The 14,138-nt window shown below is 70.2% G+C and carries 14 protein-coding genes; 6 read left to right on the top strand and 8 right to left on the bottom strand.

From position 1 onward, the window contains the following. Window positions 1–56: 56 nt before the first annotated feature. On the top strand, window positions 57–959 hold the full coding sequence (locus DID98_RS27960) for a DMT family transporter (protein WP_044846201.1): 903 nt from the start codon (window positions 57–59) through the stop codon (window positions 957–959). Window positions 960–1,177: 218 nt separating this feature from the next. Here DID98_RS27960 and DID98_RS27965 read toward each other — a convergent pair whose 3' ends face one another. The 5 genes from DID98_RS27965 to DID98_RS27985 are packed head-to-tail and all read right to left on the bottom strand — an operon-like array spanning window position 1,178 to window position 4,256. Further along, the gene (locus tag DID98_RS27965; protein ID WP_124571769.1) at window positions 1,178–1,384 is read right to left on the bottom strand and encodes a DUF1289 domain-containing protein; all 207 of its coding nucleotides are present in this window, start codon (window positions 1,382–1,384) and stop codon (window positions 1,178–1,180) included. After that, a complete protein-coding gene (locus DID98_RS27970) occupies window positions 1,381–1,887 on the bottom strand; it encodes a YbaK/EbsC family protein (RefSeq protein ID WP_044846152.1) in 507 nt (168 codons plus the stop codon). Before DID98_RS27970 ends, DID98_RS27965 begins: the two co-directional genes overlap by 4 nt. Before the next feature lie 23 nt (window positions 1,888–1,910). Then, window positions 1,911–2,843, bottom strand: a complete 933-nt coding sequence (locus DID98_RS27975; RefSeq protein WP_124571770.1) for a hydroxymethylglutaryl-CoA lyase — start codon at window positions 2,841–2,843, stop codon at window positions 1,911–1,913. 29 nt (window positions 2,844–2,872) lie between these two features. Next, a complete protein-coding gene (locus DID98_RS27980; protein WP_124571771.1) occupies window positions 2,873–3,814 on the bottom strand; it encodes a glyoxylate/hydroxypyruvate reductase A in 942 nt (313 codons plus the stop codon). Window positions 3,815–3,818: 4 nt separating this feature from the next. After that, on the bottom strand, window positions 3,819–4,256 hold the full coding sequence (locus DID98_RS27985; RefSeq protein ID WP_044846155.1) for a VOC family protein: 438 nt from the start codon (window positions 4,254–4,256) through the stop codon (window positions 3,819–3,821). A gap of 257 nt (window positions 4,257–4,513) precedes the next feature. Here DID98_RS27985 and DID98_RS27990 point away from each other — a divergent pair, with 257 nt between their 5' ends. Beyond that, on the top strand, window positions 4,514–5,137 hold the full coding sequence (locus DID98_RS27990) for an alpha/beta hydrolase (protein WP_044846156.1): 624 nt from the start codon (window positions 4,514–4,516) through the stop codon (window positions 5,135–5,137). A gap of 54 nt (window positions 5,138–5,191) precedes the next feature. Here the strand turns inward: DID98_RS27990 and DID98_RS27995 are convergent, their stop codons facing one another. Together DID98_RS27995 and DID98_RS28000 are read right to left on the bottom strand one after the other, a co-directional pair. After that, a complete protein-coding gene (locus tag DID98_RS27995; RefSeq protein WP_124571772.1) occupies window positions 5,192–7,312 on the bottom strand; it encodes a phosphocholine-specific phospholipase C in 2,121 nt (706 codons plus the stop codon). A 57-nt stretch (window positions 7,313–7,369) separates the two neighbouring features. Continuing rightward, window positions 7,370–7,654 carry a hypothetical protein gene (locus DID98_RS28000; RefSeq protein ID WP_124571773.1) on the bottom strand — a complete coding sequence of 95 codons (285 nt, stop codon included), beginning with the start codon at window positions 7,652–7,654 and terminating at the stop codon, window positions 7,370–7,372. Window positions 7,655–8,213: 559 nt separating this feature from the next. On the opposite strand from DID98_RS28000, the gene DID98_RS28005 reads away from it, so the two are divergent. The 3 genes from DID98_RS28005 to DID98_RS28015 are packed head-to-tail and all read left to right on the top strand — an operon-like array spanning window position 8,214 to window position 12,210. Beyond that, window positions 8,214–8,969, top strand: a complete 756-nt coding sequence (locus DID98_RS28005) for a (2Fe-2S)-binding protein (RefSeq protein ID WP_124571774.1) — start codon at window positions 8,214–8,216, stop codon at window positions 8,967–8,969. A 17-nt stretch (window positions 8,970–8,986) separates the two neighbouring features. Next, window positions 8,987–9,988: a xanthine dehydrogenase family protein subunit M gene (locus DID98_RS28010; protein WP_124571775.1), complete on the top strand. Its 1,002-nt coding sequence runs from the start codon at window positions 8,987–8,989 to the stop codon at window positions 9,986–9,988. Then, window positions 9,985–12,210: a xanthine dehydrogenase family protein molybdopterin-binding subunit gene (locus tag DID98_RS28015; protein WP_124571776.1), complete on the top strand. Its 2,226-nt coding sequence runs from the start codon at window positions 9,985–9,987 to the stop codon at window positions 12,208–12,210. The genes DID98_RS28010 and DID98_RS28015 overlap by 4 nt, the downstream gene beginning before the upstream one ends. Window positions 12,211–12,225: 15 nt before the next feature. Here DID98_RS28015 and DID98_RS28020 read toward each other — a convergent pair whose 3' ends face one another. Next, entirely contained in the window at window positions 12,226–13,146 is a 921-nt protein-coding gene (locus DID98_RS28020) for a LysR substrate-binding domain-containing protein (RefSeq protein ID WP_124486603.1), read from the bottom strand. A 111-nt stretch (window positions 13,147–13,257) separates the two neighbouring features. Between DID98_RS28020 and DID98_RS28025 the strand changes: the two genes are divergently transcribed. Beyond that, window positions 13,258–13,896, top strand: a complete 639-nt coding sequence (locus DID98_RS28025; RefSeq protein WP_124571777.1) for a glutathione S-transferase family protein — start codon at window positions 13,258–13,260, stop codon at window positions 13,894–13,896. Window positions 13,897–14,138: the final 242 nt, after the last annotated feature.

Here is a 14,138-nt window from a genome sequence, read left to right on the forward strand (position 1 = left end):
ACGGAAAGCAAGTTCCTAGAATCGAAGTCATCTTCTCTCGCCAAACGGAGTCCATGATGGCCTCGAACGAAATCCGCCGCGGTGCCGCCGAGATGGTCGTCGCGATGCTGATGTCCGGCACGATCGGCTGGCTCGTGATGTCGTCGCAGCAACCGCTCACCAACGTCGTGTTCTTCCGCTGCCTGTTCGGCGCCGCGACGCTCGCGATCGTCTGCGCGGCGCTCGGCTTGCTGCGCCGCGCGCTGTTCTCGCCGCGCATGCTCGCGCTCGCGACGCTCGGCAGCGTCGCGATCGTCGCGAACTGGCTGCTGCTGTTCGCCGCGTATTCGCGCGCGTCGATCTCGATGGCGACCGCCGTCTACAACACGCAGCCGTTCATGCTCGTCGCACTCGGCGCGCTCGTGTTCCGCGAACGGATCAGCGCGTCGACGATCGCGTGGCTCGCGCTTGCCTTCATCGGGCTCGTCTGCGTGGTGCGGGTCGAGCCGGCCGTGCTCGCGGTGCCCGGCGAATATCTCGAAGGCGTCGCGCTGTCGCTCGGCGCGGCGTTCCTGTACGCGGTGTCGTCGATCGTCACGAAGCACCTGAAGGGCACGCCGCCGCACCTGCTGGCACTGCTGCAGGCCGGCCTCGGCATCGTGCTGCTCGCGCCGTTCGCGCACTTCGACACGCTGCCGGCGACGGCCGCGCAGTGGCTCGATCTCGTCGTGCTCGGCGTCGTCAACACCGGCCTGATGTACGTGCTGCTGTACGGCGCGATCCAGAAGCTGCCGGTCGCGATGACGGGCGCGCTGTCGTTCGTCTATCCGGTCGTCGCGATCATCGTCGATCGCATCGCGTTCGGGCAGACGCTCGCGTGGACGCAGGTGCTCGGCGCGCTGCTGATCCTGCTCGCGGCGGCCGGCGTGAACCTCGGCTGGCGCATCGTGCCCGCGCGTCGCGCGGCGGTCGGCAACTGAAACGGTCGTGCGATTCGGCTTGCCGCTACGGCTTGCCGCCAGGCCCGTCGGCGTCGCCTCCGGGCACGCGGATTGCGCGCCAGACAGGCCGTAAGGAGTTGTAGGGAAACACCCGATGCGACGCTGCAGCGTCGCTCGTATGATGCGGCTGTGACGTTGATCACGTTCACAGGATTCCGATCTCATGCCGTTCGCCAAGCAGGCCGAACGGCATTTTTTTATGCGCCGCTCCGCGCGAGCAGGCGCCGCCGCGCGTCGAGCCGCGCGAGCAACACGCGTCTCGCGTCGTCGTCCGACGCGCGCCATCCCTTGATCTCGTCACGCGTGCGCAGGCAGCCCGCGCACCAGTCGGTGCGCGGATCGATCCTGCAGACGTCGGTGCACGGCGAGGCGACCGTGCCGACCGGTACCGGCACGTCGCTCATGCGTCGTTACGCAATGCGACGTCGGCGACCGGCGCACCCGTCAGCGCGACGAGTTCCTGCGGCGACAGGTTGAACACCGCGTGCGGATGGCCGGCGGCGGCCCACAGGCTGTCGAGCTCGAGCAGGTCGGCGTCGATCAGCGTGACCGGTTCGACGAGATGGCCGATCGGGCACACGCCGCCGATCGCGTAGCCGGTATGGTCGCGCACGAACTTCGCATCGGCGCGGCCGACCGCGCCGACCTGGGCGGCGACCTTCTTCTCGTCGACGCGATTCACGCCGCTCGCGACGACGAGCACCGGCAGGCCGTCGGATTCGCGGCGAAACAGGATCGACTTCGCGATCTGCGCGACCGAGCAGCCGAGCCCGGCCGCGGCTTCGGCGGAGGTCTTGCCGGTTTCGGCGAGCATCACGATCCCTTTCGCATGCCCGCGTTCGCGCAGCAGCAGCGCGACGCGTCGCGCGGAATCGGGGAGAGAGTCGAATGAAGCGGGTGTCGTCATGGGGAGTCCGGTGAGTGTCGGGGTCACGCGCAGCTCGGCGCGTCGGCCGCGCTCTGCGCCTTGGCGAGCAGCGCGCGACCGGCGCGCGACACATTCGCGCGGCCGATCGCGTTCGAGATGAAGTCGCCGGCGGCGACCACCTGCGCGAGATCGATGCCGGTGTCGATGCCGAGGCCCTGCATCAGGTACAGCACGTCCTCGGTCGCGACGTTGCCGGTCGCGCCCTTCGCGTACGGGCAGCCGCCGAGGCCGGCGACCGACGCGTGGAAGATCTCGATCCCTTCGAACAGCGCCGCGTAGATGTTCGCGAGCGCCTGGCCGTAGGTGTCGTGGAAGTGGCCCGACAGCCGTTCGCGCGGGAACACGCGCGTGACGGCCGACAGCACTTCGCGCGTGCGCGTCGGCGTGCCGACGCCGATGGTGTCGGCGATGTCGATCTCGTCGCAGCCGAGCGCGGCGAAGCGTTCGACGACGTCGACGACCGACGCGACCGGCACCTCGCCCTGGTACGGGCAGCCGAGCGTGCACGACACGCTGCCGCGCAGCCGCAGGCCGGCATCCTTCGCGGCCTTCGCGACCGGCTCGAAGCGCGCGATGCTCTCCGCGATGCTGCAGTTGATGTTGCGCTGCGAGAATGCCTCGCTCGCCGCGCCGAAGATCACCACTTCGTCGGCGCGTGCGGCGAGCGCGTTCTCGAAGCCTTTCAGGTTCGGCGTGAGCACCGAATACACGGTGCCCGGGCGGCGCTCGATGCCGGCCATCACGTCGGCGCCGTCGGCCATCTGCGGCACCCATTTCGGCGACACGAACGATGCGGCCTCGACATTGCGGAAGCCGGCGCGCGACAGCCGGTCGACGAGCGCGATCTTCACGTCGGTCGGTACGAAGGTCTTTTCGTTCTGCAGCCCGTCGCGCGGGCCGACTTCGACGATCTTGACGGCGGTGGGGAACGTCATGGTTGTCTCCGGTCTCGTATAGGTGGAATTCAGTAGCCGCGCGCGTAGTCGACGATGCCGCCGACGCGCTCGCCGCGCTCGAGCGCGCGGATCTTGCCGGCGATCTGCTCGACGGCTTCGTCGCGCAGCGTCTCGGCCGAGCTGTGCGGCGTGATCGTGATGCGCGGCGCGTGCCAGAACGGGTGGTCGACCGGCAGCGGCTCGTGCTGGAACACGTCGAGCGTCGCGGCGGCGACCTGGCCGCTCGCGAGCGCGTCGAGCAGGTCGGCGTCGACGAGATGCGCGCCGCGTGCGACGTTCACCAGGTATGCGCCCGGCGCCAGCTTCGCGAAGGTCCGCGCCGACAGGATCCCGTCGGTATCGTGCGTGCTCGGCAGCAGGTTGACGAGCACCTTCGCGCCGTCGACGCACGCGTCGAACGCGTCGTCGCCCGCGAAGGTCGCGACGCCGTCGAGCCGTTTCGGGCTGCGGCTGTAGCCGCGCACCGGCAGGCCGAGCGCGGCGAGCGCCTGCGCGACCTGCGCGCCGAGCACGCCGAGGCCGAGCACCGCGACGGTGAAGCTCGCGCGCGGATGCGGCTCCAGCACCTGCCAGCGGCGCTCGCGCTGCAACGCGTCGTATTCGTCGAAGCGGCGCAGGTAGCGCAGCACCGCGTGCGTCACGTATTCGATCATCTGCCGCGCCATGCCCGAATCCTCGAGGCGCACCAGCGGCACGTCGCGCGGCAGCGTGCCGGGATGCGCGCGATCGAGCGCGAGCAGCGCATCGACGCCCGCGCCGAGGTTGAAGATCGCGCGCAGGCCGTCGCGCGGCGCGAACAGCTCGCGCGGCGCGCGCCACACGAGCGCGTAGTCGGCGGCGGCCGTGTCGCCCGGCTGCCACGCGCGTAGCTCGGCCTCGGGCAGCGCCTGCGCGATCGCGTCGCGCCAGGCGCCGGCTTCCTGGTGCGGCGAGTAGAACAGGATCTTCATGCGCTTACTTCGCGAACAGCTGGCCGATGTCGGCGAACGCCTTGAACTCGAGCGCGTTGCCGCACGGATCGAGGAAGAACATCGTCGCCTGCTCGCCGACCTCGCCCTTGAAGCGGATATGCGGCTCGATCACGAAGCGCGTATGCGCGGCCTTCAGTTTGTCGGCGAGCGCATGCCATTCGTCCATCGACAGCACGACGCCGAAATGGCGCACGGGCACATCGTCGCCGTCGACCGGGTTCACTGCGCTTTTGCCGGTTTCGTCCGGCGCGAGGTGCGCGACGAGCTGATGGCCGAAGAAGTCGAAGTCGACCCAGTGCTCGGAGCTGCGGCCCTCGGGGCAGCCGAGCAGGCCGCCGTAGAACGCGCGCGCGCCGGCGAGGCTCGACACGGGGAAGGCGAGATGGAACGGGCGCAGCGCGCCGGCGGGCGTAGCGGACATCGGGCGTCTCCTGTCGATCGGAACCGGCGCGGGGCGCCCCGGTTCGATCCGATGCAAGGCAAGCGGGAAGCCCACATTCTACGGTTTCGCGGCGCATTGCGCCGCCGCGAGGCCGCCGGCCCGCACCGCGAGGCCCGCGCCGGCGGTCGCCCGGCTACCGTCCCGCGCAAAAGCAAAGCACAAAATATTGGTTCGGCCGCCGCGCACGCCACGCCACAATCGAACCTCGTCTCCAAGCAAAGCAAGCGAGGGCAATCATGCGCGCATGCAGCAAATCGGCGTGGCCGCCGCGGCTCGTGACCGTTCCGGGCCTGCACGGCAGCGAAGGCGCCCACTGGCAGACCTGGCTGGAGCGGCAGTTCCCGCGTTCGCTGCGGGTCGAGCAGGCCGACTGGGACGCCCCCGATCTCGCGCGCTGGGCGCAGTCCGTGCGCGTGCTGCTCGAACGCGAGCGCGGCCCGTTCGTGCTGGCCGCGCACAGCTTCGGCTGCCTCGCGGCCGCGCATGCGCTCGCGCAATGGCCGCAGGCGGCCGACGTCGCGGGCGTGCTGCTCGTCGCGCCCGCCAGTCCGAAGAAATTCACGTTCGCGGGGCCGTTCGACGCGCGCCGGCTTGCGGTGCCGTCGATCGTGATCGGCAGCGAAACCGACCCGTGGATGCCGCTCGCCGATGCGCGCACGCTCGCGCAGCGGCTCGGCAGCGCATTCGTGAACCTCGGCGACGCGGGCCACATCAACACCGCGGCCGGCTTCGGGCCGTGGCCGCGCGCGAAGTACTTCATCGACACGCTGGTGCACTGCGCGGCGCCGCTGCGCTTTCGCGACGCGGACGACGGCTTCGACGTCGCGCCCGTCGAGCGCGCGCTCGCGCACGCGATCTGAGATTCGACGGCACGCGCCGCGCGGCCGACGCCGCGCACCGTCGTGCCGCCGCGCTTACGACGCGGAGACCGGGCGCGCCGCGGCCGGATCCGAGTAGCTCGACCGGCCGTTCTCGACGTGGCCCGCGAAGCGGCGCGAGAACGTGCCGTTCACGCCGTCGCTCACCGTCACGTCATACCAGTGGTGGCTCGACGCGAGCGCCCATTGCTCGACGCGTTCGTCGCCGCCGTGCAGGATCACCTGGCGCCCGGGCGTGCCGTACGCGTTGTCGGTCAGCGTCAGCGTCACGTGACCGCTGCCGTGGTTGCGCAGCTTCAGGTACAGGTTGCCGTTCGCGATGTCGTAGCCGGCTTTCACCTCCGGCTGCGCCTGGTTGCGGCGGCGCGCCGTCGCGGCCGACACGTTGCCCGCGAACATCCGCACGAAGCCGTTCGGCCCGTATACCGAGAACGCATACGCGCCGTTCGTCTCCGTCAGATCGAAGTCCGCGTGCAGCACGCGGCGCGCGCCGACCGTGTAGCGCCACGGGCCGTCGGTGCGGTTGGTCGCGTACACCTGGAAGTGCGCGCCCTGGTTGCCGCGGTTCGCGAACTCGATGCGCAGCGTGTTGCCGCCGTAGAGGCTCGCGTTCACGTGCAGTTCGTACGGCAGCGCGCGCGCCGGGCGCACGCCGGGTTCCTGCGGGTCGATCGGCAACGGCGTCGCGGGCACGCTCGGCGCGGGTTGCGACGTGCATTGCTGGTCGGCGATCGAGCGGTACTGGCTCGTATCGGGCAGCGTCGGGAACGTCGCGTCGGACGAGCGGAAGTCGAACGCGGCGGTGAGATCGCCGCAGACGGTCCGGCGCCACGGCGTGATGTTCGGCTCGTCGACGCCGAAGCGCTCGCCGATGAAGCGGATCACCGACGTGTGGTCGAATACCTGCGAGCACACGAAGCCGCCCTTCGACCACGGCGACACGACCGTCATCGGCACGCGCGGCCCGAGGCCGTACGGCAGCCCGTCGGCCGTGTAGCTGCCGCCGCGGCCGGGATTCACGACCGTATGCAGCTCGCCGTCGGTGGTCACGGTCGATGCGCCCTGCGCGGCCGAGGTCGGCGGCTGCGGCGGCACGACGTGATCGAAGAAGCCGTCGTTTTCGTCGTACATGATGAACAGCACCGTCTTCGCCCACACGTCCGGGTTCGACGTCAGCGCGTCGAGGATCTGCGACGTGTAGTTCGCGCCGTACGCCGGCGTGTATTTCGGATGCTCGGAGAACACGGCGGGCGGCAGCAGCCACGATACCTGCGGCAGCCGGTCGTTGATCACGTCGTCCTTCAGGTTGTCGAGCGTGCGCACCGTCTGCGCGCGCTGGTACAGCGACGAGCCCGGCTTCGCGTTGATGAAGTTCGTGAAGTTCTGCAGGATGTTCGTGCCGTAGTTGCCGTTGTACGGATCGGCCCACGTGAGCCCCTGCTGGTAGATCTGCCACGACACGCCGCGCGCCTCGAGCCGTTCGGGGAAGGTCGTCCACGACAGCAGCTGGTACGCGGGCGGCAGGTCGCCGTCGACGTAGTCGGCGTTGTCGAGCAGCGGGCCGCCGAACTTGCCGGTCGGGTCGACCGTGCCCGTCATCAGGTACGAACGGTTCGGGTGCGTCGGCCCCGGCAGCGAGCAGAAGTAGTTGTCGCACACGGTGAATGCATCGGCGAGCGCGTAATGGAACGGGATGTCCTCGCGCACGTGATAGCCCATCGTCATGTCGGTCTTGTTCGCGGGCCACTGGTCGTAGCGGCCGCCGTCGATCGCCGCGTGGGTCTTCGCCCACGAGTGGTCGAGCGCGCCCAGGCACTGCGCGCTGGTCGTCTTCGTGTCGAGCCGGAACGGCAGCACGGGCTTCGCCGGGTCTTCCTTCGACGGCTGGTACCACACCGGCTTGCCGTTCGGCAGCGGAATCGGGAAGCGGTCGTTGTAGCCGCGCACGCCGCGCAGGTGTCCGAAGTAATGGTCGAACGAGCGGTTCTCCTGCATGAACACGACGATGTGCTGGACATCGCGGATCGTGCCGGTGCCGCGCGCGGCCGGAATCGCGAGCGCGCGGCGGATCGATTCGGGGAACGCGTTGAGCGCGACGGCCGCGCCCGCCGACTGTGCGACGGTATGCAGGAAACGGCGGCGGCTGGATGACGTCATGTTATTTCACCTCGGTTCTGCGATCGGGGACTGGGGACACCAACAGGAACGGCGGGATCAGTGCGGCGACGACGCGGCGATGGCGGACGCGCCCGCGCTCGTCGCGGGCTTCGCGTCGTCGTCATCGTCGGGCGGGTAGTGGACGACGGGCGGCGCGAGCGGCGCGGCATCGGACGCGGCGGCTTTCGCGCCCGCGCCGCTGTTGAACGCGCTCGCGGCGCCGGACGATGCGCCGGCCTGTTGCGAGGCGTCGGTCGCGTGCGCGTCGTGCGGCGCGTCGTCGCTGCAGGCGGCGGCGAAGGCGGCGGCACATAGAACGACGACGAGGGCAACACGACGCATCACTTCTCTCCTGGCAGGCGGATCGGGAAACGTTTTCGAGTATGCCCGTGCGATGCGACGATTCGGTGAATCGTTTGCGACCGGCGCGTGATCGCGAACGGCTTTCGTGATGCTGACCATATGCTTTCACGGCGGCGGAGCCGGGTCGACCCGCCGAATTTTCATGGCGGATGTAGTGGCCGCGCGCATTTACACGCGCGCGCAACGCGACGAACCATGCACGCGATGCGACGTGTCGTGCACGGCGGTGCGGACGCCTTTGGCCAGCGTCGGTCGATGTGTCGCCAGCGCCACTGCCGAATGCGTGTTTTTTACCGCATCGACAGCCGGCGGTCAGCCACGCGCCAGCGTAGCGGCACGCACGTGACAGAAGCGGTAACCGATACCTGCGTGCGGTCCGTTCGCAACGCATGAACGCAATCTGCCCGGCGCAGGCGAAGACCCGTGTCGGCTTGCGGCACCGGAATTGCTCGCAGCGCCGATGCACGCGCTGTCCCGCGCGGCCAACCGGGCACGGGCGGCGTATCCGCATCCATCAACCAGGGAGCGAGCAGAAGCCATGTCCAGCGATCGACCCATCCCCCCGTCCACCGGACCAGCGAGCGATGCTGCCCCGTCGCCGCTCGCGGCCGGCCATGCGGCGTCGCCGCCGTTGCCGCACGATACGCCCTCCAGCGCCGCACGGCGCCGCTTTCTGCAATCGGCGGCGGCGGCCGCGACCGTCGGCGCCGCGTCGCACGTTCATCCGCAGCAGCCGCACACGACATTCACGCCTGCGGCGACGCATCGCGATACGGTCCCGGCGCAGCCCGTGCGGCTCGACATCAACGGGCGCGAATACACGCTGCAGCTCGAACCGCGCGTCACGCTGCTCGACGCGCTGCGCGAATACGCGGGCCTCACCGGCACCAAGAAAGGCTGCGACCGCGGGCAATGCGGCGCGTGCACGGTGCTCGTCGACGGGCGGCGCATCAACGCGTGCCTGACGCTCGCGGTGATGCACGAAGGCGAGCGGATCACGACCGTCGAGGGGCTCGCGCGCGGCGGCGTGCTGAGCCCGATGCAGCGTGCGTTCGTCGATCACGATGCATTCCAGTGCGGCTACTGCACGCCCGGCCAGCTGTGTTCTGCGACCGCGCTGCTCGACGAGTTTTCGGCGGGCGCGGCGAGCGCCGTCACCGACGACGTGCGACACCGGCCCGCACAACTGTCGGACGACGAGATCCGCGAGCGCATGAGCGGCAATCTGTGCCGCTGCGGTGCGTACCCGAACATCGTCGCCGCCGTGCGCGCCGCGCACGCGGCGAACGGCTAGCGCGGGAGGACCCGGCCATGGAAGCGATCTCCTACGAACGGGCAACCGACGTCGCGGGCGCCGTGCGGGCGGCGCAGCGGCCGGGCGCGGCCTTCATCGGCGGCGGCACGAACCTGCTGGACCTGATGAAGGGCGGCGTCGCGCGGCCCGTCACGCTCATCGACATCACGCGCATCGCGGGCCTCGATACGGTCGACGCGTTGCCGGATGGCGGACTGCGTATCGGTGCGCTCGTGCGCAACAGCGATGCGGCCGCTCATCCGCGTATCCGCGCGGACTATCCGCTGCTGTCGCAGGCGCTGCTCTCCGGCGCGTCCGCGCAATTGCGCAACATGGCGACCGTCGGCGGCAACCTGATGCAGCGCACGCGCTGCCCGTATTTCTACGATCCCGCGTTCGCGCAATGCAACAAGCGCGAGCCGGGCAGCGGCTGCGCGGCGATCGGCGGGCACAACCGGATGCACGCGATTCTCGGCGCCAGCCAGCAGTGCGTCGCGGTGAACCCGTCGGACATGAGCGTCGCGCTCGCCGCGCTCGACGCGGTCGTACAGGTGAGCGGCCCACGCGGCGCGCGGCAGATTCCGTTCGCGTCGTTTCACCGGTTGCCCGGCGATCGGCCCGACCTCGACACGACGCTCGAACCGGGCGAACTGATTACGTCGGTGGATCTGCCGCCGCCGCGCTTTGCGGACCATGCGCACTACCTGAAGGTGCGCGACCGCGCGAGTTACGCGTTCGCGCTGGTCGCGGTGGCCGCCGCGTTGCGGCTGGACGGTGCGCAGGTGACGGAGGCGCGCATCGCGCTCGGCGGCGTGGCGCACAAGCCGCTGCGTGCGACGGCCGCGGAACGGCATCTCGTCGGCCGAGCGCCGACCGATGCGGCGCTGCGCGAGGCGGCTGCGCTCGCGTTGCGCGACGCGCGGCCGCTCGACGGCAATCGATTCAAGGTCGCGCTCGCGCAGCGCGCGATCGTCCGTGCGGTGCATGCGGCCGCTGGCACGACGGGAGATGCGGCATGAACACGGTGACCGGACAGCCGCTCGACCGTGTCGACGGCGTACTCAAAGTGACGGGCGGCGCGCGCTATGCGGCCGAATTCGCCGATACGCGCCTCGCGCACGCGGTGCTCGTGACGAGCACGATCGCAGCGGGGCGCATCGAATCGATTGACGCGGCACGCGCACGCGCGATGCCCGGCGTGCTGCTCGTGATGACGCACGAGAACGCGATGCGGTTGCCCAACGGCGGCCGCACGCCGCTGTCGCCGCCGGCCGGGCGCCGGCTCACGCTGTTGCAGGACGACACGGTGCGCTACAGCAACGAACCTGTCGCGGTCGTCGTCGCCGAAACGCTCGAGCAGGCGACCGACGCCGCGAATGCCGTGCAGGTGCGCTATCGCGCGAGCGATGCCACGCTCGATTTCGCGCGCGCGAAGCGCGGCGCGCGCGTGCCGCCGAAGCAGCAGGGGCGCGCGATGGACACGCAGCGCGGCGACGTCGATGCAGGCCTGCGCGAGGGCGCGGTGCGCATCGACGCCACCTACACGACGCCGATGCAGCATCACAATCCGCTCGAGCCGCACGCGACGATGGCGCACTGGGACGGCCCGACGCTCACGCTGCACGACGCGACGCAGGGCGTGTCGGGCGCCAGCACGGCGGTGGCCGCGGTGTTCGGCATCGCGCCGGAGCAGGTGCGCGTGATCTCGCCGTTCCTCGGCGGCGGCTTCGGCTGCAAGGGATCGTCGTGGTCGCACGTGTCGTTGTGCGCGATGGCCGCGCGCCAGGTGGGCCGCCCGGTGCGCCTTGCGCTGACGCGGCCGCAGATGTTCGGCCCGGTCGGCGGCCGCCCGTTCACCGAGCAGCGCGTCGTGCTGGCCGCGCGCGCCGACGGCACGCTGACCGCGCTGCGCCACGACTCGATCGTCACCACGTCGACGTTCGAGGACTGGACGGAGATGTGCGGGATGCCGTCGCGGATCATGTATGCGGTGCCGAACCAGGCGACCACGCACCGGATCGTGTCGCTGAACGTCGGCACGCCGACGTTCATGCGCGCGCCCGGCGAGGCGTCCGGTTCGTTCGCGCTGGAATCGGCGATGGACGAGCTCGCGTGGCGGCTCGGCATGGATCCGGTCGCGCTGCGGCTCGCGAATTACGCGGAGGTCGACCCGGAGGATGGCAAGCCGTGGTCGAGCAACAAGCTGCGCGAGTGCTACCAGGCCGGCGCGCAACGCTTCGGCTGGTCGCGGCGCACCGGCGGGCCGCGCACGATGCGCGACGGCGACACGCTGGTCGGTCTCGGGATGGCCGCCGCGACGTATCCGGCGAATCGCAGCGAGGCGTCTGCGCGTGCGCGCATCCTGCCGGACGGCACGGCCGAAGTCGCGTCGGGCACGCAGGACATCGGCACCGGCACCTACACGGTCATGACGCAGGTCGCGGCCGATGCGCTCGGCTTCGCGCTGCAGAACGTGCGCTTCGTGCTCGGCGATTCGAGCCTGCCGCGCGCGCCGGTGTCGGGCGGCTCGCAATCGGCGGCGAGCGTCGCGCCGGCCGTGCGCGACGCCGCGCTGCGGGCGCGCGCGATGCTGATCGCGCTGGCGATCGCCGATTCGGGCTCGCCACTGCACGGCGTCGCGGCGGACGACGTGACGGTCGACGACGGCTGGCTCGTGCATCGCGGCGAGCCGTCGCGGCGCGATCCGGCCGCCGCGGTGATCGCGCGCGCGGGCGGACGGCCGCTCGAAGCGCAGGCGACCGCGAAGCCGGGCGACGAGAAGTCGCGCTATGCATCTCATTCGTTCGGCGCGGTGTTCGCCGAAGTACACGTCGATGCCGAACTCGGCACGATCCGGGTGCCGCGCATCGTCGGCGTGTACAGCGTCGGCAGCCTGCTGAATGCGAAGACCGCACGCAGCCAGCTGATCGGCGGGATGGTGTGGGGGCTCGGCACCGCGCTCGAGGAAGGCTTGTTCCTCGACGTGCGGCATGGCCGCTTCACGAATGCGAACCTCGCCGAATATCACGTACCCGTGAATGCGGATATCGGCGATCTCGACGTGAGCTTCGTCGACGAACGCGACACGCATTTCAACCCGCTCGGCATCCGCGGCATCGGCGAAATAGGGATCACGGGCGTGCCGGCGGCGATCGCGAATGCGATCTATCACGCAACGGGCGTGCGCGTGCGCGATCTGCCGATCACGCTCGACAAGGTGGCGATGCCGACGCGCGCGTGAGCGTCAGCCGCAGCGTCAGCGGCGCGGCGTTCTGCGCCGCGCTTCGCTGCGCAGCCAGTCGAGCCACGTGCGGATCGCCGCTTCCTGCGGATGGCCGGGGCGCCATACGACGTAGTGCGCATACACGTCGGTCACGCGCACCGTCGATACGCGCACGAGCGTGCCGTCCGCGAGCTCGGGCTCGATCAGCGAGCGGCGCGCGAGTGCGACGCCGCGCCCTTTCAGCGTCGCGTCGATCAGCGCATTCGCATCGGTGAAACGCGGCGCGCGAGCGGATTCGGTGAGGTCGAGCCGCGCAGCCTGGAGCCACGGTTCCCATGGCTGCGCGGGATGGCGCAGCAACGTCGCGCGCACGAGATCGGCCGGCACGCGCGGCGCAATGCCGTCGCGATTGCGGTACGCGGGGCTCGCGACCGGGAAGATCGTCTCGTTCATCAGCTTTTCGGCGACGACGCCCGGCCAGCTGCCGGGCCCGTAGCGCAGCGCGACGTCGATGCGGTCGCGCTTGCGCAGCGGCGCGAGCGCCACGTCCGGGTGCAGCGCGATCGCGATGTGCGGATGCGCGGCCGTGAAGCGCGGCAGGCGTGGTGCGAGCCAGCGCTCGGCGACACTTGGCAGCACGCTGACGTTCAGCGTCACGTCGCAGGTACGCGGGCGGCTGCGTACGGCGAGCGCCGGCTCGAACGCGCGTTCGAGCACGCTCAGGCCCTGGCGCACCTGTAGCGCGAGCGCATGCGCGGCATGCGTTGGCGTTGCGCCGTTGCGTTCGCGCGTGAAGAGCGGGTAGCCGAGCTGCGCCTCGAGCGCGCGGATGTGCTGGCTGACGGCGCCTTGCGTGAGCGCAAGCGCATCGGCCGCGCGCGTGAAGCTCTGCAGCCGCACGGCGGCTTCGAACGCACGCAGCGTCTGGAGCGGGGGGAGGTGGATGCGTCGCATGCGGGTATTAGTAACACTAATGCTCAAGCACGACAATTCTTCGTTTGCCGCGCATCGGGATGCGTTCCTACACTCGGTTCCGTCTTCCACAGCGCCGTCGGGCCACACACCATGAACGCATATCGTCTCTATCTTTCGCCGGGCGCCTGCTCGCTAGCCGCTCATATCGCGCTGGAGGAAACCGGCGCGCCGTTCGACGTCGAGATCGTCTCGGTGCAGAAGCAGCAGAACCTCGCAGCGCCCTATCTGGCGATCAACGCGAAGGCGCGCGTGCCCGTGCTCGCGATTCCGGGCGAGCCGAGCGTGCTGACCGAAACGCCTGCGATCCTCACGTATCTCGCGCACCGCTATCCGGACGCGCAATTGCTGCCGCTCGGCGAACCGCTGCGCGAGGCGCGGTGTCATGAATGGCTCGCCTGGCTGGTCGGCTGGGTGCACGGCGTCGGCTACGGCGCGTTGTGGCGGCCGGGCCGCTTCATCGGCGATCCGGCGCTGCACGGCGCGGTCAGCGCACACGGGCGCGGCACGATCGAAGCCGCGAACGCCTCGATCGAGGCCGCGCTCGCCGATGGCCGAACGTGGGCTGAACCGGGTGCGCATTCGATCGTCGATCCGTTCCTGTTGGTGCTGTATCGCTGGGGTGTCGCGATCGGACTCGACATGACGCAGCATGCGGCGTGGACAGCCCACGCGCAGCGCGAGGCCGAGCGGCCGGCCGCGCGGCGCGCGCTGGCGCGCGAGGCGGCCTGACGGATGCGCGGGCGCCGTGGGGCGTGGTGCGCCGCCCGCGTGTGACGAACGGCTGCCATTTCACGGTGCCGCGCATCGGTGGCGTGTACAGCGTCGGCGGCCTCCTGAACGCGAAGACCGCACGCAGCCAGCTGTCTCACGCTCCGTGCAAATGATCGAGACGCCACACTGCGCCGTGCCCGCGTCGTTCGACGATTCATTCGGATCCCGAAGTTCGTACGTGTCCAATTGCCACGTCGACT

Source organism: Burkholderia sp. Bp8984, assembly GCF_003853755.1.
GTDB lineage: Bacteria > Pseudomonadota > Gammaproteobacteria > Burkholderiales > Burkholderiaceae > Burkholderia.

What these genes read in the sequence shown, in the direction of transcription:
- DID98_RS27960 (WP_044846201.1), top strand. Translation starts at nt 57, where the DNA reads ATGGCCTCGAACGAAATCCGCCGCGGTGCCGCCGAGATGGTCGTCGCG.
- DID98_RS27965 (WP_124571769.1), bottom strand. Translation starts at nt 1,384, where the DNA reads ATGAGCGACGTGCCGGTACCGGTCGGCACGGTCGCCTCGCCGTGCACC.
- DID98_RS27970 (WP_044846152.1), bottom strand. Translation starts at nt 1,887, where the DNA reads ATGACGACACCCGCTTCATTCGACTCTCTCCCCGATTCCGCGCGACGC.
- DID98_RS27975 (WP_124571770.1), bottom strand. Translation starts at nt 2,843, where the DNA reads ATGACGTTCCCCACCGCCGTCAAGATCGTCGAAGTCGGCCCGCGCGAC.
- DID98_RS27980 (WP_124571771.1), bottom strand. Translation starts at nt 3,814, where the DNA reads ATGAAGATCCTGTTCTACTCGCCGCACCAGGAAGCCGGCGCCTGGCGC.
- DID98_RS27985 (WP_044846155.1), bottom strand. Translation starts at nt 4,256, where the DNA reads ATGTCCGCTACGCCCGCCGGCGCGCTGCGCCCGTTCCATCTCGCCTTC.
- DID98_RS27990 (WP_044846156.1), top strand. Translation starts at nt 4,514, where the DNA reads ATGCGCGCATGCAGCAAATCGGCGTGGCCGCCGCGGCTCGTGACCGTT.
- DID98_RS27995 (WP_124571772.1), bottom strand. Translation starts at nt 7,312, where the DNA reads ATGACGTCATCCAGCCGCCGCCGTTTCCTGCATACCGTCGCACAGTCG.
- DID98_RS28000 (WP_124571773.1), bottom strand. Translation starts at nt 7,654, where the DNA reads ATGCGTCGTGTTGCCCTCGTCGTCGTTCTATGTGCCGCCGCCTTCGCC.
- DID98_RS28005 (WP_124571774.1), top strand. Translation starts at nt 8,214, where the DNA reads ATGTCCAGCGATCGACCCATCCCCCCGTCCACCGGACCAGCGAGCGAT.
- DID98_RS28010 (WP_124571775.1), top strand. Translation starts at nt 8,987, where the DNA reads ATGGAAGCGATCTCCTACGAACGGGCAACCGACGTCGCGGGCGCCGTG.
- DID98_RS28015 (WP_124571776.1), top strand. Translation starts at nt 9,985, where the DNA reads ATGAACACGGTGACCGGACAGCCGCTCGACCGTGTCGACGGCGTACTC.
- DID98_RS28020 (WP_124486603.1), bottom strand. Translation starts at nt 13,146, where the DNA reads ATGCGACGCATCCACCTCCCCCCGCTCCAGACGCTGCGTGCGTTCGAA.
- DID98_RS28025 (WP_124571777.1), top strand. Translation starts at nt 13,258, where the DNA reads ATGAACGCATATCGTCTCTATCTTTCGCCGGGCGCCTGCTCGCTAGCC.